Below are 19,503 nucleotides of genomic sequence, written 5' to 3'. Positions count from 1 at the left end.
CCGGGTCTCTCCTCATTACTTCCATTTAGCCTTGAATACCGAGTTGAAGAAGCCATAGAGGGCATCGCCGGCGATAAAACCGGCGGCCAGGATGGTCATGGGCGTTTCGGCTTCCTTGCCCATAAACTTGAGAACCAGGACGCGGATAATAATGCCGGCCAGTACGGCATAACCCGCCATGGGATTGAGGATTAAGAGACCGGTAGCTAACATTATCCCTATCTGTCTGTCGGAGCCGCCCAGGGCCTGGATCAGGGCTCCGGGAATGGCCCACAGCACCAGGTTTTTGATAATAGCAGCGTCTACGCCCGCCTTAATGGTGGCCGCATACACCCGGTCGACGGGAGGGAACAAATCCTGGCGAAAATATACATCATGGAACAAGGTGACCATTACCCAGGCCACCGCCAGCCCTACCAGGCCGGCCAGGAACTGCTGCCAGCGCCCTTCCAGCTCAAAGTCGCGGTTACGTCCTTCACCCCTTAAAATCCAGCCGGCCTTCAAGTCATAGCCGGCGTCGGCAAAGGCCGGTCCTCCCGAGGCGACAAATCCCACCAGCAGGGCCAGGGCCGGGGCCGGGAACCCCAGGGCCATACCTAGAACGAGAAAAATCAGTGCCGTAGCAAAAGCCGGGAACCAGCCGGCGTGCATGGCGGAAAGGCCAACGATGAATTCTGCCAGGATACAGGAAACGGCAGCAAAGATGGCCCAGAAAACAAGCTGCCAGGCCGGCATTTCCGTATAGAGGCCGCCCAGGAAGGCCAAAATAAGGGCGGCAGCTACATAAAGGCCAAAACCGCGGACTAAACCTTTGCTGACATGTTCTTCGCTCCGGGTGTAATCGCCGGGTGCATCAGCGCTTGCATGAATCCTTCCTTCTTTTCTTCCCCTAAGAAGAATGAAGAGGATCTGGATGCCTGCCACCAGGCCAGCACCGATCATCATCCCGTGGGGAATATAGAGCTTGTTGATATCCACGCCAAAAAGGGTAGTAGAATAACCCCTGAGCAGCAGGCCAACACCAAACATGGCCAGGGCCCAGACATTGCCGATGAAGGCTACGCCAAAAGCAGACATGGAAACCTTAAAGTAGGAGCCAATAATACCGATAATAGTCCCCCAGACCAGAAGCCAGGCCCTCCTGCCGCCTTCGTCGCCGGCGTAGATGGCTTCGGCTGCAGCCACGCCGGGCGGCCAGGCCGCTTTGCCGGGGAAAACACGGGAATCGAAGAACCAGTACAACATAGCCAGGTCAATAAGCATACCCATGGTCGCACCAATCAGCATCGGGACAACCAGGTCGGGCCGGCCAAACAGGTAAGGAATACCTATCGGAAGCAGTAAAGAATTGGCCGCCCCAAAGGTAGCGCTGGAGATATTCGACTGGACCAGATTCTGGCGGTGAATGGATCGGTATCTGGCCAGCCACCCTGCCGGAATCCGGGACAGGGCAATAGCCACCAGCACACCGATAATGGAAGTATTCGGGGTCACCCCAAGGGTTGTTAATATTTGCAGGCCGATAATTGCCCCGAGAACCGAAAGAATAATATTTAAAATAAGAACGACGGGTTCAAAAGCTCGGGGATGTTTTTCTGTTAACAATTTTTCTTCCATAATTTCCCTTCTCCCTTGCTAATTTTGTAAAGTATACCTGGCAACCACTCCGCCGGCTTCTACTGCATCCACAATCCTTACCCTCAGGCGTTCTCTGATTTCTCCGGCCAGGCCGATGGTAGAGTAACCCGTGCAGGCGAAAACAATGACGTCGGCCCCTTTACTAACCAGTTCGCCGGCAGCCTTAACGGCTTTTTCTTTACCCGCCGGGGTCAGCAGATCCCTGGTATTTTTCACCCCCTCCGGCCTGGTTTCGGCAACCATGTGGGAGCCGAGGACGGTAGCTACCGCCGCCGGAGTAGCCTCAGTCAGGTTTAAGACGCCAATCCTCCTGCCAAGGGCCAGTGCTACGGCGGCGGCCGCTGAACCGGCACCAATGACAGGTACTTTGCATTCCGCCCGCACCTCTTGCAGGGCCGGGTCGGCCGCACAGCTAATAAAAATCGCCTTAGCCCCTTCTTCCTCCGCCTGGCGAGCCAGGCGCACTATTTTGGGAACGGCAATTCTTTCAGTTTCTTCATTATATATGCCCTCCGGCTGGTCAGGTATACAGTAGCTCCGGGTCGGCAGCCCATATTTTGCAGTGATTATGCGCCCATGGGCATTAAGTAAATTTTCGTCCTGGGTAGTGAGGACACGAATAACTGCCAGCACGTTAAAGCCTCCTTGATAATGCTCAACATAATACCTGAGATGAGATTATATAAAAATAACCGCCTGGTATCTATGGCCAAGCGGTATGAATATATCGGGTTCATTTTTATGCAACCAGCACAATTTATTTATCAGATTTGAGGAGTGCCCGGGCCTTCAGGGCCAGCCAGATGGCTAGTCTTTCGTCAGGCGAATCCAGATCGCGCCCGAGAAGTTCTTCAATTCGCTGCAGCCGGTAACGCAGGGTATTACGGTGCACGTACAGCTTTTCGGCTGCAGCCATTACGTTTCCCTCAGACTCGAGATAAACGCGTAAAGTTTCCAGCAGGACCTCACGGTTTTTGACTTCCGGACGATCCAGCGATCCCAGAATCGAGTGGTAAAACCTGGCCAGGGCCCGGCCCGATTGCCCCAAAACATGGTATAATTCTACATCCTCCCAGAACGCTACGGCGCCTCTTCCTTTGATAAGCCTGGCCGTCCTTATGGCGTTTCTAGCCTCCTGGTAGCGCTTGCTGATATCCATAGGGTCCTGGGCTACAGAGCTTATACCCACGGATACAGTTACGCCGTTCAACTCCCTGGCAATTTGCTGTTGAATTTCCACAGCGAGTTCCTGGAGCTTAATTCTTAAGTTGCTCCAGCCCACTCTGGCTTGCCCTTCCTCCGCTGACGCCGGTAAGATGGCTACAACGCTGTCGCTGCGCTGGACCGTTAAAACCCGCCGTTCTAAGGCTGCAAGGCAGGAATTTACTGACCGGTGAAAATTGCGTTTTAGCTTTTCAGTGTTTGTTTCATAGACTTCGGGCCGGTGCAAGAGATAACCGCTAAAATCATCTATGTCGATGGCCATGATCACCTTGGGTTCCTCTAGAAAAATACCCAGGGCTTCAGCCCGGCTGACGGCCAGTTCGCGATGGCGAAAGGCCCCGGCTATCAGGTCCTCCAGCAGATCCCGCTGCAGGCTCCGCTGGACTTCGGCCACAGCTTCTTCCTTGACCATTTGCAGGGCAGTTACCGTCACGGCATGCTCCAGGGCGATATGGTTTAATTCGCTCAAGGGCGTTTGCCCTTCTACCATTACGTAGCCATAGCGCCGGCCCCTGACGTCAACAGGAGAGGCAAAATACCGCCGCCGTGTCCCTTTGTACCAGAGGGCTACTTCTACCGCTTTCTGCGTCAAATTGAGCCTTTTGGCTTCTTCAGGCGGCAGCTGAAAGGTTTCCGAAGATGGGCCCTTACCCGCCTCTGCCAGGGGCTTGAATTCCTCATTGCAAATAACTACTTCCCGCTCCACCAGGGCGGCCAGAGCTGTGGCAACGGCCTGGAGATTGCTGGCCTCCAGGGCCACCTGGGTAAGCTTACGGTGGACTTTCTCCGAATACTCAAGCTGCCTTGCCTGTTCATTGACAATGGCCGCCATCAGTGGATTGGTGATCTCCACATACGGGACGTCATCAGGCACACTCAAGAGGGGCAGCTTTAACTCGCCGGCCAGGCGGCACATTTCCTCCGGAACAGCGCCGATAAACCGCCCGAACTTTATGGCCAGGCCGGCTCCGCCCGCCCCTGCCAGCTCCCGTAAAAGATTCAACTGCGCTTCCAGGTCGTTCTTTACCGCATATCCTGTTGTAATAATAAATTCATTGGGCCTGAGCCACCCGCGGGGATCAGGTATCTCCAGGATATCTACAAATTTTATAACATTATCTAGTCCTGCTTCGCCAGCCAGCAGGGTGGCCCTCTGCAGGCCCCCCAACTTTAAAGCCTCTCTGACGGTTATGCCCATAAAGCTTCACTCCATATTCCTCCGGGAACAGATATAAATAAGCTGCAGAGTCCGGCCAGCAATTATAATGATAACATAAACAAAAGGCGGTTCCAGGAGTAAAAAAGCGGTAAAATGGCTCTATTTTGCACCAGGCAGGGTAAAAGAAAGGGTGCTCCTTTACCCCGGGTATGACCGGGCCGCCGTGACAGGCCAAGAGCTATCTTGACAAATCTGAATTCCTGGCGTATAACCAAAGCTAGACCTATATACAGACAAGCGGAGGTGGTAACAATGCCTATCTACGAATACAAATGTGCCAAATGCGGGGTATTTGAACAGGAGCAGCGCATTACCGCCCCTCCCCTGGAGAAATGCCCCACCTGCGGCGGGCCTGTACACCGGCTGATCGGGCATAATATCAGCGTCATCTACAAGGCCGGCGGTTTCTATACCACCGAAAACCGCAGCCAGGAATATAAGGATAAGGCTAAAGAGGAAACGAAGACGGAAAGCAAGGCCAGCTAAGACCGGGGCCGGCCCCCTGACGGGGACCGGCCCTTAAAACTGGCGTTATACCCGGCGACCTGTTCAGCCCGCGCCTTTTCCTCCCCTATTACATATACTGGCAGCAAAGGAGGTGTCTCCCTTGCTGCCGGAATGCCCGCTGAATACCGATGAAGTTGAGCTCCACGTAGATAATGCCGTCATCCGGATAATCCGCCGCCTGACTTACGACCTGCCCCATGAAGTCTCCGCCTTTATCCCCAGAGCCGAAATCCGCCGCCGCCGCTACGAAAACGGCCATCTTGCCTGGGAAGAAGAGGTAATCTTAAACAGCCTGACTGTCGTCCACTCCCCCCTGCGCCCCCCCACCGGCGAAAGGCCGCCGGCTGCCGGTTCCAGCCCCGGGACACCTGCTGCCACTTCTTCAGGAAATCCCCGGGAAGGTGGACCGGCCCGCGTCCGCCTGAGTTATACTTAACCGAGCTTCCTGGAGAGGTGCCGGGCCCGGGAAAGCTGCCGGTGGACAGTAGCAATAAAATTAGAATTAAAAAAAGAGAGAAAGGGTCCCGCCCTCTCTGTTTATCATCTCATTTATCACCCGGTTTTTTTGCCTTCGCCGCCTGCACTGCCATTTTGTACTCCTGGCGTAAACTCTGTAATTTTTCCTGGACCCGCCGGGCCTGTTCACTGGCTAAGATCTCGAGCAGCGTTTCGGCCACTTCGGTACACTGGAGTGCCCGGCTGTTCATATAGGGCTTCAGGCTCTGGATAACGGCCAGGAGATTGGGATCGACAATATAATCGGCCATCTTGCTCCCTCCCGTTTCAATTTAATGAGAAAAGCAATCCTCTATAGTTAAAAATATGCAACTAAAACAATGTTGGTGCAGCGCTTGATTGATTACCTCCCGCATATATTAAAGGGAAGGATTTGTGGAGGTGGCCGCAGTGGAAAAGACCAATCTGCTTGAAGTCCTGCACCAATTACTGGGCCCCCAGCAGCAGGCCCTAAACTTTAATGAGCTGGCCGGACTGTTAGGCCTGGTCGATCTGCTGGGTATCTTAAATCTCCTGCACGGTAATGTCGCCATACCGGCCAAGGCGGAGGGCAGCAACGTCATCCAGGAAGCCTTAAATGCCGTCCTGGGCCAGGGAAGCGGCGGCAATGTCAAACCGCCAGCCGACCTGGCCGGCCTGCTGGGCAAAAACCCGGCCTTACTCACCAGCCTCATGAATCTGCTCATGAGTGCCAAAGAAAGTAGGGGCGCCAAAGAAAAAGAAGCCCAGGAAACAGTACCTAAGCAGGAGAATCCCCCGCCCCAGCAAACCCGCAGTAATCGCTTTCGCAGTAACTAAAAAGAGCGCTATCCAGCGCTTTTTTACGTATAAGGCCCTGGCTACCCATCCACACTAAAGGCGGAATAAGGAAACAAGGAGGAAAATCTATGTATCCTTCCCGCCGCCGCTTAATCATACCGGTTCTCCTGGTTGTCATCCTAATCAGTGCCGCCCTGTGGCAGTTTTATCGCCAGGGGCATGTCCCCCGAGCCCTCCCCACCCAGGCCGGGGTACCGGTTGCTGTGGGGGATGAACTTAACCTCCTGGCACGGTTAATTGCTGCCGAAGCCGGCAACGAGCCTTATGAGGGCCAGGTAGCCGTAGGGGCCGTCGTCTTGAACCGGGTACGCAGCCCCCTCTTCCCCACCAGCATCAGCGGCGTGATTTACGAACCCTGGGCCTTTGAAAGCGTCCACAATGGCCTTATCTGGCAGGTCACCAACCTGGCTTCACCTACCGCGGCTGCCGCCGATGCCTTGAATGGGTGGGACCCCACCTACGGCGCCCTTTTCTTCTGGAACCCGGCCAAGCCCGTCAGCCCCTGGATTTGGACCAGGACCATTATTACCCAGATCGGTAACCACGTCTTTGCCCGTTAAACCCCGAAAGGATGGTGCTTTAACTTGAAACGCAGGATTTCTACCATTGTCCTGACCCTGGCCCTGTTAATGGCCGTCGGCTGGGGCCTGTGGGAGAGGGCCAACCGTTTAACCCTGGCCAACGCCGTAGAGGCCGGCGGCCAGCGCGACTTCTATAACCTCTTGAGTTACGTAGAGCAGGCCCAAGTCAGTATAGGTAAATCCCTGGCCAGCAGTTCTCCCCGCCAGCAGGCCGTCCACCTGACGGAAGCCTGGAACCAGGCGGCTGCCGCCCAGCTGTCCTTAAGCCAGCTGCCTACCCCGGGCATAAAGCCCATCAATACCAGCAAATTCCTGGCCCAGACCAGCGACTACAGCAACTACCTGGCGCAAAAGCTAGCCCGAGGCGGGGAAATAAGCCCCCAGGAGAGGGAACAGCTGGCCAGGTTACGCGATGAAATGAAGCGGCTAGCCCTGGATCTCCGCCAGACGGAAAGCCAGGTAGCCAGTAAAGGTTTGCGCTGGAGCAGTTTCTACAGCACGCGGATGCCGCAGCCCTTAAGGACCATTGCCAGGCTGGCCGTTCCCGTCCAGGCCCAGGCCGGGCCCCTGGAGGGCTTCGTTAACGCCGACCGGCGCCTGCAAACCCTGCCCAGCCTGAACTACGACGGTCCCTTTTCCGATCATCTGGAAAAGCCGCGCCCCCTGGGCCTTAAGGGCGGCGAGATCTCCCAGGCTGAGGCTGAACGCAAAGCACTTGCCTTTGCCAACGACGCCAGCAACAGCAGTTACCGCGTCCAGGCCACCCGAACCAGCAACGGCCTCCTGCCCACCTTTGCCCTTAACTTAATAGACAACCGGCGTCCCAATGTGATAGTGCACATTGATGTCAGCAAACAGGGCGGGGAGATCATTTCCCTCCTCAATACCCGGCCGGTTGGCGCTCCCACCCTCGACGCTGCCAAAGCCCTGGAGCGGGCCACGGCTTTCTTAAAGGCCCACGGCTTTGCCAATATGCAGCCCACGTATACCGTACGCACCGGTAATAGCCAGGTGATTACCTTCGCCGCTAAAGAAGGCGATGTCCTCCTTTATCCCGACCAGGTAAAGGTCAAGGTAGCCCTGGACAACGGGGAAATTACCGGCTGGGACGCGACACCCTACTATATGGCTCATCACAACCGCCAGCTGCCCAAACCAAAGCTAACCCCAGCCGAGGCCCGGGCCAAAATTAACTCCGGCCTCAAGGTTGAAGGCGTCCGGCTGGCCCTGATACCCCTGCCCGGGGGGATAGAAAAGCTCACCTATGAAGTTAAAACCAAGCTCGATGATACCTATTACCTCTCATATATCAACGCCATCACAGGTGAAGAAGAAAAGGTGCTGCAAATAGTTGACGTGCCTGGCGGCCAGTTGACTATGTAGCATAAATTTAACCCCGACCCAGGAGCCATGGAGGCTTGAGCCGGGGAAAGCAGCGAACCGCGGAGCTAAAATTCAACATCCAGCTGCTCCAGGACATTTTGAATGCGATTGCCGACCGAAGTCTGGTCCGAACCGGCAAAAAGGAGGCCGACGGCGTAATTTTCCTTGTCCAGGATCAGAGAGCCGCTGTCCCCCGGCTGGGCAAGAGGGCCGGTAACGAACTGGTCGCTGAACATACCGGTTAACCCTTCTTCCAGGAGTACCTTGACGGTGGCCTGGAGAACCTTAATGGTGGAGCGGGTGATGCCACTGGAACGCCCGCTCTTTACTACGTCCATGCCCAGCTCGGGCTCCCGGACACCCTTCACCGGCCCCAGATCCAGGATTTCCGTTTGGATAACATCTTTACTGACCGGCCGGGCCACGGCGCAATCAACAATATTGGTGGCCGCCGTCATTTTTTGCATCCTGACCTGGTAATTGGGCCGTACCAGGTGCACCAGGCGGTTGAGGATTTCCTGGAAGCGCAAAGCTCGACTGCAGGTAACCTCCTGAACGACAGGATGAATAGGTACAAAGCGTTCCAGGTAGCCGATTACCTGATCCCTGGTGCCGCCGTCATAGGGACCGGGCTGGAGGATGGGATCGCCGATGCTGGCCCGGCCGTCGCGGCCGCTTGTAATGTTGGCCAGGATGTGGTTATTGGAAAGGATGAGGGGTTCCCCCGTCTGCCGGTCTTTCACCACCGCCCCGAAGGTACCGGCGGTAATTTTATAATGGCCGATACTCATCCCCGGCCGGGCCGGCCGCTGGTAATCGGTACGGCCCAGGAGCCGCAGTTCCCCTACCTCCAGGACATCGGTGTCCGCTTCATCCAGTACCCGGGGTATCCTGGACCCCCGCTGTAATCTAGCAACCGGTAATTTCTCCTTGACCAAGACTACAACTGCCGGCTTCTTGGTTATCTCGCCCCGGACGCTCTTAAATCCCTTCCCTACACCCACCACGTTAGGCAAACTCAAAAGATCCTCCCGGTACCTCGATAGGGCTCTATCTACCCTTTGCATGGGCGCCACTCCTCAAAGGTGACAATTTTAATTTACAATATGCTTGCACCCCAGGAGTGGTGCCACGGGCCTTTAAGTCGCGACCATTTGTTGTATAATACTAGTGAGAAACAGCCATTGCCAAGGGAGGATTTGCAACCTTGCAGCCAGCCATCTACCTGGATAACAGTGCTACCACACCCGTTCTGCCCGCCATCGCGGCTGTAATGCATAAAATGCTGGTGGAAAATTACGGTAACCCCTCTTCCCTCCACGGCCTGGGTATTGCCGCTGAAAAGGCCCTGGCTCACGCCCGCCGCCAGGTAGCCGGCCTGATAGGCGCCCGGCCCTCGGAAGTCTACTTTACCTCCGGCGGCACCGAAGCCAATAACTGGGCCGTATGGGGTATCAGTCGCGCCCGCCGGCGCCAGGGTAACCACATTATCACCACGGCCGTCGAGCACCCCTCCTTGCTGGCCGCCTGCCGGCGGCTGGAGACCGAAGGTTTCGAGGTTACCTATCTCCCGGTAGACTCCCGGGGCGTCATCAGTGCGGCCGATCTGGAAGCCGCCTTAAGGAAAGATACTATCCTGGTAAGCGTTATGAGCGTTAACAATGAGACGGGAGCGCTGCAGCCTGTCGAGGAGGTTGCCCGCCTGGTCCGCAGCAAAAGCCGGGCCGTCCTGCATGTCGACCACATCCAGGGGTACGGCAAAATTCCCTTGAACTGTCAGCAGCCAGGTATTGATCTTATATCCCTCAGCGCCCATAAAATCCACGGGCCCAAAGGTACCGGTGCCTTGTATATAAAGGAAGGACTGCGCCTGGAGCCTTTACTCGTTGGCGGTGACCAGGAAGCCGGCCGGCGGGCGGGAACAGAAAATACGGCGGGTATTGCCGCCTTTGGCCTGGCAGCCGAGCTTGCTGCCGCTCACATGGAGGAACGGGTGGCCAGAATGCGGGAAATAAAAATCGAGCTGGCTACGAGGCTCTTGGAATCCATCCCCGGCGCGCGAATTAACGGGCCCCCTCCGGAGGAAGGCGCCCCCCATATTTTGAATGTCTCCTTCCCCGGCGTCCGGGCGGAAGTCCTGGTCCACATGCTGGAGCAAAGGGGCATCTACGTCTCCACCGGTTCGGCCTGCCACTCCCGCAAGCAGGAGGCCAGCCACGTCCTCAAAGCCCTGCACCTGGAACGCTGGCGCCTGGAAGGGGCCATCCGCATCAGCCTGGGGGCCCTAAATACTCCTGATGAAGTAACCCCTGCTGTCGAAGCTATAAAGGAATGTGTAACGGAACTGTGGGCTTTGTAGGAAAAAAGACTGTTTACGAATAGCAAGATAGCTATGTGCGGAGGAAATTTTCATGTATACATCCTTACTGGTGCGTTATGGCGAGATCAGCTTGAAAGGCAATAACCGCCCTTATTTTGAGGACAAACTCCTGGACAACATGCGCCGGGCCCTGGGCGACCTGCCGCCCCGCCGGATGCGCAAGACCTTCGGCCGCGTCTTCGTTGACCTGCATGACGACCTGGAAGCCGTAGCCCGGCGCCTGCAGCGAGTGTTCGGCATCGTCTCCATGAGCCCGGTAGCTACAGCTCCTCTGGAGATGGAAGCCATCAAAAAAGCCGCCCTGGCCGTTTTAAAGGATTCCCCCGGCACCACCTTTAAGGTCCAGACCCAGCGGCCCAATAAACGCTTTCCCCTCGCCTCGCCGGAGGTCAACCGGCAGCTGGGAGCCTATCTCCTGACCCACAGCCAGGGCCAGAAGGTAGACGTTCACCATCCCGACCGGATTATCCATGTGGAAATCCGCGACGAAGGAGCCTACATCTACTCCCGCATCATCCCCGGACCCGGCGGCCTGCCCGTGGGGGTCACCGGTCGGGGGCTGCTCCTGATCTCCGGCGGCATCGACAGTCCGGTGGCCGGCTACATGGGTATGAAACGGGGCCTGGAGCTCACGGCCCTCCATTTCCACAGTTTCCCCTTTACCAGCGAACGCTCCAAGGAAAAGGTCATCGACCTCTGCCGGGTCCTGGCGGGCTACAGCGGACCTTTCCGCCTGGTGGTAGCCCCCTTTACCAATATCCAGAAGGCCATCCGCCAGCACTGCCCGGAGGAATTTTACGTCACCATCATGCGGCGCATAATGTTCCGCATCGCCGGGGCGGTGGCTGCCAAAGAGGAGGCCCTGGCCATCCTTACGGGAGAAAGCCTGGGCCAGGTGGCCAGCCAGACTCTCCAGAGTATGGCCGTCATCAACAAGGTGGTCGACCTGCCGGTCTTAAGGCCCCTGGTAGCCTGGGACAAAAGCGAGATCATCGAGGTAGCCCGCCGCATCGGCACTTACGACATCTCCATCCGGCCCTACGAAGACTGCTGCACCCTTTTTGTCCCCAAACACCCGGCCACCAAACCGCCCCTGGCCCGGGTGGAGGCGGCCGAAAGGAACCTGGCCGTGGCGGAGCTCGTCGAGGAGTGCCTGGCAAGCCTGGAAATCCTAACAGTAGAGCCCGAAGATACTGGATTGTAAGCCGACGTGCCGCACCAGCGGCATGGGTGTCTTGTCTCTGACTTCTAATTTACGGGGGTATACCTTTGCGGGTCCTGTTAACCACCCTCAACGCCAAGTACATCCACGTCAACCTGGCCCTGCGCTACCTGCGCGCCTGCTGCCGCGACCTGCCCCACACCTTTATCCTGGATGAGTTCACCATCAATGACCACCCGGAACATATCGCCGCCGCTATCTACCGGTACCGGCCCGACCTGGTGGCTTTTTCCTGCTATATCTGGAATATCGACCCCACCCTGGCCGTGATCCAGATTCTCAAAACCGTCCGCCCGGACCTCCCTATCCTCTGCGGCGGCCCGGAGGTTTCCTTCGATACGGCCGCCTTTCTGGCGCAAAACCCCCAGGTTGACCTGGTGATCACCGGCGAAGGGGAAATCCCCTTCCGCGCCCTCATGGAACAACTGGCCGGGCAACAGCACCTCCCGGCAGGGGGCCGGGAGGAACCCATTTCCGCCTCCATAGCCCGGCCGGCCGCGGAGAGGCTTGCCCCGGGGCCCGTACCCGACCCGGCAGCCATCCCCGGCCTGGCCTGGCGGCAGGGCGGGGAGGTTGTCGTCAACCCGCCGGCGCCGCTTCCCAGCAACCTGGACGCCATCCCCTTCCCCTACCAGGAAGACCTGCACGCCGCCGGCAACGACCTCCGCCAGCGCACGGTATACTACGAAACCTCCCGCGGCTGCCCCTTCGCCTGCGGTTTCTGCCTCTCATCCGCTACGGAGGGCCTGCGCTATTTCTCCCTGGAACGCGTCCGGGACGACCTGGAACGCCTGCTCAAGGCCGGCGTCCGGGAGATCAAGTTCGTCGACCGTACCTTCAACGCCCACAAAAAACGGGCCCTGGCCATCTGGGAGTTCCTCCTCTCCCGCAGGCCCCGCGCCCGTTTTTACTTTGAAATCGCCGGCGACCGCCTGGACGAAGAGATGCTGGCCCATCTCAACCAGGTGCCGCCGGGTCTGTTCCAGTTCGAAATCGGCGTCCAGACCATTGACGCCGGGGTAAACGTCCTCTGCAATCGCCGCCAGGACTGGGAGCGCCTGGCGGCCAATGTCCGCCGCTTGCGGGAAATGGAGAACATCCGCCTGCACCTGGACCTCATCGCCGGCCTGCCCGGGGAAACTTACGCCGGCGTGGGCAAAAGTTTCGACGCCGTAGCGGCCTTAAAACCCCACGAGATCCAGCTCGGCTTCCTGAAACTCCTGAAAGGCACGAGCCTGCGCGCCCGGGCCGGTGAATTCGGTTACCGTTTCATCGACCGGCCGCCCTACGAGGTACTGGCCAGCAGCACCATTACCTACGAAGAAATGCTCCGCCTCCACAGCGTGGAAACCTTGCTCCGCCATTACGGCAACAGCCACCTGGCCGACCACGCCCTGGCCTACCTGGCTGCGACCGCCTTCGGTGGCAGCTGCTTCACCCTATACGAGACCCTGGCCGCCTGGTGGGAGGCCCGTGGCCTCCTGCGCCGCGGCCACCGCCAGCGGGACCTTTTTGAGCTTCTGGCCGCCTTTGCCGCCGGCCTGTCCGGCCCCGCCGGTATGGCCCGGCCCGCCGCGCCAGGAGAACCGTACCTGGAAGAACCGGGCGCGCAAAGGGAGGCGGGACACCCTACTCCACCGGGCGCAGTATGGCCGGAACGCTTTTACCCCCTTACCGCCCGCCAGTTGGACCGTTTCTACCAGCTCCTTAAATTCGACTTTCTCTACCGCGACCGCAGCCGGAACTACCCGGGCTGGATGCCGCCCTCGCCACTGACACAGGAAGAGCGCTCAAACTGCATGGCGCAGATAACCGCTCCCCGGTCCATAGAAAAATATATGCCGGAGCTCGCGAAAGAAACCCCGGCAAACCTGCGCCGCCACGGCTTTATCGAACTCTTCCCCTGCCACCCGGAGAGACCGGAACAGGACGAATCGACCCTCGTCTTCTTTTACTACGGTCCCCCTGGAAGTGAGACAAGGGTATATTGTTTACCCCTCATTGAAATAGAGCCGCAAACTTTTTAAATCAAGTATCGCGCCTGCTTGAATAAGTAAATCAAGGCTTACTCTTCCCTATCATTGTTCACCTGGCGGTGGAAAATATCCTCCAGGCTCATTTCCTCTTCCCCTACCTTAACCTGGCTCACCACCCGGGTCACGCCCCGGGCTTTAGCTGCCGCCTCCCGGGCCGCTTCCACTTCGACCGGCTCTTCCGCCCGGCCCTTTAAAACCACCGTGCCGTGGCCGTCAACGCTTTCGGCGCCAATATGGCGCAGGTCAACGCGCGGATCTAAGTCCAGTTCTTCATGGACCTCCATGGTTACGTCCTCGTCCCTGATGGCCCCGTCGGTGCTGATAGCCACGGCATTGGCTACGCCTTTCACCCCCGGAACCTGCCGCACCAGCCTTTCGGCCCGCTCCTTCTCCTTCAGGGTATCGACGATCCCCTGGAGCTGGACCTCGCCCGCTACCACGTCGGCGTTCAGGCCGTAACCGCGCAGATCCTTATCCTCGCGCAAAATCTGCCGCACCTTTTCCCGTAAAGAAGTATCGTCCATCATGCCCACTCCCTTGCTGTCAGTCAAATCTAGTATACCCCGGCAACAGCAAGTTCATGGGTGTGGGGCACCATTTAGATCAGGCAGGGGCAGTGTCAACACGCGGGCCTATCTCCAGCCTACTTTATCCATCAGCGCGCACCGGCGCTTTTTTCAATTCTCAAAAGGGGCTATTACCTTCACGCGCCAATAGCCTCCTTACGGTTTCCAAATCATGTTCTAATTCTTCTTCATCATAATTCAATGTAATGCCCATTTCAGCAAGGACATCTAAAAAAGCGCTATAAGACACCCCGCTCATTTCAGCAGCCTTGCCCAAAGAAACCTTCCTTTCGGCGTATAATGCAGCAGCCAGCCTCTTTAATATTTCCCCTGCCAAATCTTTTTTCCATCCTAAACTTTCATAGACATCGTCAGGTATTTTCACAACAACCTCTTTCGCCATTTCAGTCACCTTCCTCTATCCCATTTTACCCCAGGACTGCCAATTTATCAATATTGCCTGTGCTACTATGCAGAAGCTGTGTTACCTGATGTTCCAGATAGGCGAGCTGGCGCGGGATATCGGTACCATCCTCAGCACCGACCCGGCCGACTACCTGGCCGACCCATACCAGCCGGGTAACGCGTCTTTAACCCTGCATAGATTTATGACCAGGGACTATCCGGAAGGAACTTTAGCCTACAATCCCGGCGCAAAACCTTTATCCATCAATCTCTTCAGCATAACTACGGCTTCGGCCCTGGTGGCGTGCTCCAGGGGCGCCAGGCCGTCATCGCGGCCGCCGATAATCCCGGCCGTTACTGTTGCCGCCATGGCCGAGCGAGCCCAGGAGGGAACAACCGCCTGATCTTTATAGTTCTGCAGGACGGCTTCCACCCGGCCGGGCTCCTGCTGCACCGCCAGGCCTTTCAAGGCCAGGGCGTTGGCCAGCATGGCCGCCATTTCCGCCCTGGTCACCGGATTGTCGGGCTTAAAGGTCTTATCCTCGTACCCGTGCACCAGCCCCGCCCGGACAGCGGCGGCAACGGAAGGAGCGTACCAGGCTTCAGGCGGCACATCGCTAAAGCCGGCTGCCGCCCCCGGCGTCGGCAGATCCAGGACCCGTTGCAGGAGGCTCGTAAATTCGGCCCGGGTAATCTCGCGGTCAGGCTCAAACCGCCCCTCCCCCACGCCGGCGGCGATATGCCTGGCCGCCATAATCTCTACATCCCTGGCCGCCCAGTGGCCCGCCAGGTCGGCAAAATCAGCCCGGTACTCCAGGACGATGTAACTCCCGTCCCCGGGGAGGGCAAATTCCAGGTAGGGATTCCCTTCCACCCCATGACCGCCGCGATAAACCAGGGAACCATCGCTTTGCACCTGGTAAACGCCCAGGAGGTCCCGGTCCAACCCCTGCCGCTCTTCATATTTTATCCTGGCAGGGATGCCGGCCGGGAGCCCCGCCTTATCCCCGGCGGTGAGGGTATAAACCATGCCTGCCGCCCTGTAGCCCGGCCCGTTGATGCCTTTTACTTGCGCCGGGTCCGGGCTCTCCTGCCGGCACGTCAGGTCTACTGCTCCGAAGTCGCTCAAAGTCGCCAGGGAGGCCGGCGGCAGGGTCAGGACCACCGGGCCGTAGTCCAGCTCCAGCTCCGCCTTTTTCTGCCCCAGGTCCCGGAGCAGATCAGACGGCAGAGAAAAGGTCCGGGTAGGAACAGTCTCCCCGGCCAGGGAAAGGACCAGCTTGTTATCCTTTATCCCGGCGGCCGCCTCCGGGCTCACCCGCCAGGTAACAACTCCCGCAGCAGCGTCGCGCTGGATCTCTTCTCCCGTACCGGCCGGAGGCACTGCCGCCCCGCCCCCGCCAGATACGGCCTGCCCGGTGCTCCCCAGCAGGGCGGCTACAATCTGCTCCCGGACGGCTTCCAGGGCCGGCGGGAAATTGCCCTTCAGGATGGATTGAATGTCAGAAGTTGCCGCCAGGGCACTGGCCAGGGTACTGTAATTACCCGTCAGCAGCACTTCCGCCGCCGTTTCCATGACCAGGGCGTTCACGTCGTCTTCATCCTTGAGGCTGCTCGTATCGGCATTAGCAAGCCGATCCTGCACATCGGCCAGGAAGGAACGGATGTCGCTGTCCATGGCCTGCTCACTGCTATTCAGCTTCCGGTACTCTTCCAGCAGTTCCTGGCGATAGGGCTGGTAGGCGGGATCATCCTTCAGCCGGTCATACAGGCCGGGGAGATCCAGCCCCGCGGCCGGGGCGGCCGGCCCTCCCACCAGGGACAGCAGCATAAGGAACAACAGCGTCCAGCAGGTAAAAACCCTCGTAGAAACCCTCCGCAGCAACCTTCTCCCCTCCGATTAAAAAATAGGGGGCATGCCCGCCTGCGGCAGGGCATCCCCCGTACCTTTTTTAGCAAGCAAGTTAGACTTAGATGCGGTCCTGCAGCCGCTTGAGCATGACCACCGTTTCCGCCCGGGTGGCATTGCCCAGAGGCACAAAGGTGGTGGCCGTCCGGCCGACAATCAGCCCGGACTCTACCGCCACAGCCGCGCTCTTCCTGGCCCAGGCCGCAATGCTGCCGCTGTCGCTGAACCTGCTCAAGATATCATCCACCCGACCGGTAACGTCCACCTTCCGGCCGGCGTAAGCCAGGGCCCTGCTCAACATGGCGGCCATCTCCTGGCGGCTGATGGCCCGATCGGGACGGAAGCTGCCGTCCTCATAGCCGGCCACCAGGCCGGTCCTGGAGGCAGTCACTACGGCGCCGTAGTACCAATCGTCGGGCTGGATATCAGTAAAGGGATTGGCAGCGGTTCTATCCTCACTGATACCCAGGGCGCGGAGCAGGAAGGCCGTAAATTCCGCCCGCGTTACCTGGCCTTCCGGATTGAATTCGCTGGTCGTGATGCCGGCCGCAACGTGGCGGGCAGCCATGATCTCGATATCCCGCTGGGCCCAGTGTCCCTGAATGTCGCTGAAGGTTTTATCGTAGGCCAGCACCGTGTACTTCGAGAAGGAATTGAGGACGGCGCTGATAGTATTGGTGGTCTTATCGACCCGGCCGCCCCTGTATTCCCAGGCGCCGGCAGCTACATTGTAACGATAGATGCCCAGCTTGTCGGCGTCCACACCCTGCGGGCGATAGGTCAAGGTAAGGGTTACCGGTTTCGCCGGGGTTACCGCCTGCTGGTCGTCGCCCTTAACACTATACAGGTCGATCTCGATAACGTCCGCCGCCTGGCGCATGCCGGCCGGGAGGCCGCCGGTAAACGCCCGGGCCTCTGCTTCGTCCAGGACCTGGAAGGCGAAATTAATTTTTGTTTCCGGGTCGGCCAGGATCTCCGGCGGTATCACTCCTGCCGGGAGAAGCGCCTTGACGCCGGCCACTTCCAGGGAAAGGGCCTTACCGGCTTCCGCGGCTTTGGTAAAGACGGCGGCCGGCAGTTCCACCGTAGCGGTCTTGACGGTCACGTCGGCCGGGATGTCGGCCTTAAAGACCACCGGGCCGGAAGTCTGGGCGATCAGCTCGGCCGCTTTGGCCGCATCGATTGTGGTCGTCACGCTGCCCGTCGATTTGTCGACCGTTACCTGGCCGAAGTCGGTGGTAGTGGTGGTAGGCTGCCCGGTTTGAGGGGCACCGCCACCCCCGCCGCCGCCTCCGCCACCGCCACTGCCGGAAGCAGCGCTAGTGGTTACAATAAGTTCAGGGCTTGCGGCCGTATTCTCCAGATTATCATGGGCTATTACTTTATAAGTATAGGTTGTTGACGCGCTAAGGCCGGTGTCAGTATAAGTGTTGCCTGTTATCAGCTGGGCGTTAATTTTATTGTTGTTGCGAATAATATCGTAACCCTTGATCCCTGAACTATCGGCAGCCGAAAAATTCAATACCACACTTGAACTGGTAACATCTCCCTTGGTTAGGGTAACATTAGCCGGCGGGGTGGTATCCTGCAGAACTGCGTAAGTCGAGAAGTGTTCAACTTCCGCTTTAACGATATCCCCATCCAGCCAGCTCGGCTGATATTCCCATTTGTTGTTATTTAGGTAGAAAATGGCAACTTTATCTGTATCGGTTTTTCTTTTTAGGCCGATGGTCACCTTTTGTCCTGCCGGCATTTTGGGAAAGGAAATATCAACAACCTCGCCGCTGATTGCAACGCCAGACGGTGGTGGTTGTACGCTATTAGCATCTTTTTTCTCAACTGTTAGTTTGGCATCGGCTGGCAATTTAAACCCTGCTGGCAGAACAATCTGGATGCTAGCATCATCGCCGAAAGTCAAGGTAGCAGGTTCCTTGAGTTCGCCAGAAGATGGATCGACAAGGTCACTTAACTGAGTTCCTAAATTAACTTCTACCGGTGTTCCAATTGTTACAGGTATAGGTGGCTGAACTGTCACGGTAAATTCAGCCAGCCAGGCATTGTCGGCCATGTTGCCAGGGTGGAACGCCCGTACCTTGACCGTTCCCCCTGCTTTGGCCCGGAGGATATTACTATAATTATCAAAATCGGCAATACTGGTATCTAATGATTTCCATTTTAACACGCTACCTGGAATATTGAAGGTCGTGCTCCCGCCAGGTACCTGCACCTTAAGGTTGTAGGCCTTGGTGCTGCCGGCATAAATAGGAACGCTAGTATTCTCCTGCGGTACCGTCACCGAGCGTATGTAGCCTTTCAACAGGGCCTGCTCGGCGGCTTTACCATCTACTGTATCACGCAGGGCGTCCTTTACATTGACCAGCTTTTCGACGCTCCAGCCGAGCTGCTCAATACTGTACCGGAAGGGCGACTGGACGCTGAGGGCTGCCTGCCGCAGGTACTGCTCGAAGGCTTCTAAAATCTCGTTGTAGTTTTTATCCCGGATGAATCCAGACAGGTCAGTCAGATTGTTTTTAAGCACCCCCGGCATCGCCCGCTCCGTATCTATTACAAACTGCCAAGCGTCGTCCAGGGTGACACCTTCACCCAGAAGATTGCTCACCGTCGAACCCCATGTACTGCGAAAAGCCTGTAGTCTATTTTGAAGTTCGCCTGCATCTGTGGAATATTGAATGGCTGCTGCTTCCTTAAGCATTTCAGCTAGAGTAGAGACGGCATTATCACCAAGGCGCGAAGTCACTGCCTGGGTTATTAGCCCATTGCTAGCTATAATACCCTCAATGACGTTTTTATCAAGCCCCGCAATCTCATCCTTCGCCGCCTGTATAACTTGCTTATCCCCCGCGTCCAGGCAGTTATACACCGGCTGGAGCCTCTCAACCAGCTCGCCTACCGGGTCGCTAGACGACGCCGTGGCATGAGGCACGGCCGGGATGCCGGCCAGCACCAGGCTCAGGCAAACAACAACGGCCAGGTACGACCATAAACCCTTGATGCGCACATCTAACCCTCCTAACGCCCCCTCCGGACCCGCCCGTAACGAGCCTTTCAGAGGCAAATTTTGTTAACTCCCTCCAGTT

At 57.6% G+C, this 19,503-nt stretch carries 17 protein-coding genes; 8 read left to right on the top strand and 9 right to left on the bottom strand.

Annotation, left to right across the window (positions count from 1 at the left end):
* Window positions 1-15 precede the first annotated feature (15 nt).
* The 3 genes from E308F_RS04785 to E308F_RS04775 all read right to left on the bottom strand — a co-directional run bounded on the left by E308F_RS04785 (window position 16) and on the right by E308F_RS04775 (window position 4,060).
* Entirely contained in the window at window positions 16-1,617 is a 1,602-nt protein-coding gene (locus E308F_RS04785) for an OPT/YSL family transporter (RefSeq protein WP_141263776.1), read from the bottom strand.
* Between the two features lie 18 nt (window positions 1,618-1,635).
* A complete protein-coding gene (locus tag E308F_RS04780) occupies window positions 1,636-2,271 on the bottom strand; it encodes an aspartate/glutamate racemase family protein (RefSeq protein ID WP_141263775.1) in 636 nt (211 codons plus the stop codon).
* 124 nt (window positions 2,272-2,395) lie between these two features.
* Entirely contained in the window at window positions 2,396-4,060 is a 1,665-nt protein-coding gene (locus E308F_RS04775; RefSeq protein WP_141263774.1) for a PucR family transcriptional regulator, read from the bottom strand.
* Between the two features lie 273 nt (window positions 4,061-4,333).
* Between E308F_RS04775 and E308F_RS04770 the strand changes: the two genes are divergently transcribed.
* Both E308F_RS04770 and E308F_RS04765 read left to right on the top strand, forming a co-directional pair.
* Window positions 4,334-4,567, top strand: a complete 234-nt coding sequence (locus E308F_RS04770; protein WP_054935597.1) for an FmdB family zinc ribbon protein — start codon at window positions 4,334-4,336, stop codon at window positions 4,565-4,567.
* Between the two features lie 121 nt (window positions 4,568-4,688).
* Window positions 4,689-5,024, top strand: a complete 336-nt coding sequence (locus E308F_RS04765; RefSeq protein ID WP_141263773.1) for a hypothetical protein — start codon at window positions 4,689-4,691, stop codon at window positions 5,022-5,024.
* Between the two features lie 109 nt (window positions 5,025-5,133).
* Here E308F_RS04765 and E308F_RS04760 read toward each other — a convergent pair whose 3' ends face one another.
* Window positions 5,134-5,355: a hypothetical protein gene (locus E308F_RS04760; protein WP_141263772.1), complete on the bottom strand. Its 222-nt coding sequence runs from the start codon at window positions 5,353-5,355 to the stop codon at window positions 5,134-5,136.
* A 139-nt stretch (window positions 5,356-5,494) separates the two neighbouring features.
* Between E308F_RS04760 and E308F_RS04755 the strand changes: the two genes are divergently transcribed.
* From E308F_RS04755 to ypeB, 3 genes are all read left to right on the top strand, one after another.
* Window positions 5,495-5,902, top strand: coding sequence for a hypothetical protein (locus tag E308F_RS04755; RefSeq protein WP_141263771.1), 408 nt, complete (start codon window positions 5,495-5,497; stop codon window positions 5,900-5,902).
* A gap of 89 nt (window positions 5,903-5,991) precedes the next feature.
* Window positions 5,992-6,483, top strand: coding sequence for a cell wall hydrolase (locus E308F_RS04750; RefSeq protein WP_141263770.1), 492 nt, complete (start codon window positions 5,992-5,994; stop codon window positions 6,481-6,483).
* A gap of 24 nt (window positions 6,484-6,507) precedes the next feature.
* Complete coding sequence (ypeB, locus tag E308F_RS04745) at window positions 6,508-7,887, top strand: germination protein YpeB (RefSeq protein WP_141263769.1); 1,380 nt, start codon at window positions 6,508-6,510, stop codon at window positions 7,885-7,887.
* A 65-nt stretch (window positions 7,888-7,952) separates the two neighbouring features.
* On the opposite strand, the gene E308F_RS04740 is transcribed toward ypeB, so the two are convergent.
* Entirely contained in the window at window positions 7,953-8,954 is a 1,002-nt protein-coding gene (locus tag E308F_RS04740) for a hypothetical protein (RefSeq protein WP_141263768.1), read from the bottom strand.
* A gap of 140 nt (window positions 8,955-9,094) precedes the next feature.
* On the opposite strand from E308F_RS04740, the gene E308F_RS04735 reads away from it, so the two are divergent.
* The 3 genes from E308F_RS04735 to E308F_RS04725 all read left to right on the top strand — a co-directional run bounded on the left by E308F_RS04735 (window position 9,095) and on the right by E308F_RS04725 (window position 13,516).
* Window positions 9,095-10,246 carry a cysteine desulfurase family protein gene (locus E308F_RS04735; protein ID WP_141263767.1) on the top strand — a complete coding sequence of 384 codons (1,152 nt, stop codon included), beginning with the start codon at window positions 9,095-9,097 and terminating at the stop codon, window positions 10,244-10,246.
* 52 nt (window positions 10,247-10,298) lie between these two features.
* Complete coding sequence (thiI, locus tag E308F_RS04730; protein WP_141263766.1) at window positions 10,299-11,471, top strand: tRNA uracil 4-sulfurtransferase ThiI; 1,173 nt, start codon at window positions 10,299-10,301, stop codon at window positions 11,469-11,471.
* A 65-nt stretch (window positions 11,472-11,536) separates the two neighbouring features.
* Window positions 11,537-13,516, top strand: coding sequence for a B12-binding domain-containing radical SAM protein (locus E308F_RS04725; RefSeq protein ID WP_141263765.1), 1,980 nt, complete (start codon window positions 11,537-11,539; stop codon window positions 13,514-13,516).
* A gap of 38 nt (window positions 13,517-13,554) precedes the next feature.
* Here the strand turns inward: E308F_RS04725 and E308F_RS04720 are convergent, their stop codons facing one another.
* The 4 genes from E308F_RS04720 to E308F_RS15720 form a co-directional block, all read right to left on the bottom strand.
* On the bottom strand, window positions 13,555-14,076 hold the full coding sequence (locus tag E308F_RS04720) for a BON domain-containing protein (protein ID WP_141263764.1): 522 nt from the start codon (window positions 14,074-14,076) through the stop codon (window positions 13,555-13,557).
* Window positions 14,077-14,209: 133 nt separating this feature from the next.
* Window positions 14,210-14,494 (bottom strand): UPF0175 family protein, encoded by a 285-nt coding sequence (locus E308F_RS04715; RefSeq protein WP_141263763.1) that lies wholly within the window; start codon window positions 14,492-14,494, stop codon window positions 14,210-14,212.
* Between the two features lie 237 nt (window positions 14,495-14,731).
* A complete protein-coding gene (locus E308F_RS04710; RefSeq protein ID WP_141263762.1) occupies window positions 14,732-16,381 on the bottom strand; it encodes an S-layer homology domain-containing protein in 1,650 nt (549 codons plus the stop codon).
* Between the two features lie 85 nt (window positions 16,382-16,466).
* Window positions 16,467-19,424 (bottom strand): S-layer homology domain-containing protein, encoded by a 2,958-nt coding sequence (locus E308F_RS15720; protein ID WP_172613825.1) that lies wholly within the window; start codon window positions 19,422-19,424, stop codon window positions 16,467-16,469.
* Window positions 19,425-19,503: the final 79 nt, after the last annotated feature.

Origin of the sequence: Moorella sp. E308F (genome assembly GCF_006538365.1) — a bacterium.
Classification (GTDB): domain Bacteria; phylum Bacillota; class DSM-521; order Neomoorellales; family Neomoorellaceae; genus Neomoorella.
This window is presented reverse-complemented; position numbering and strand designations above follow the sequence as displayed.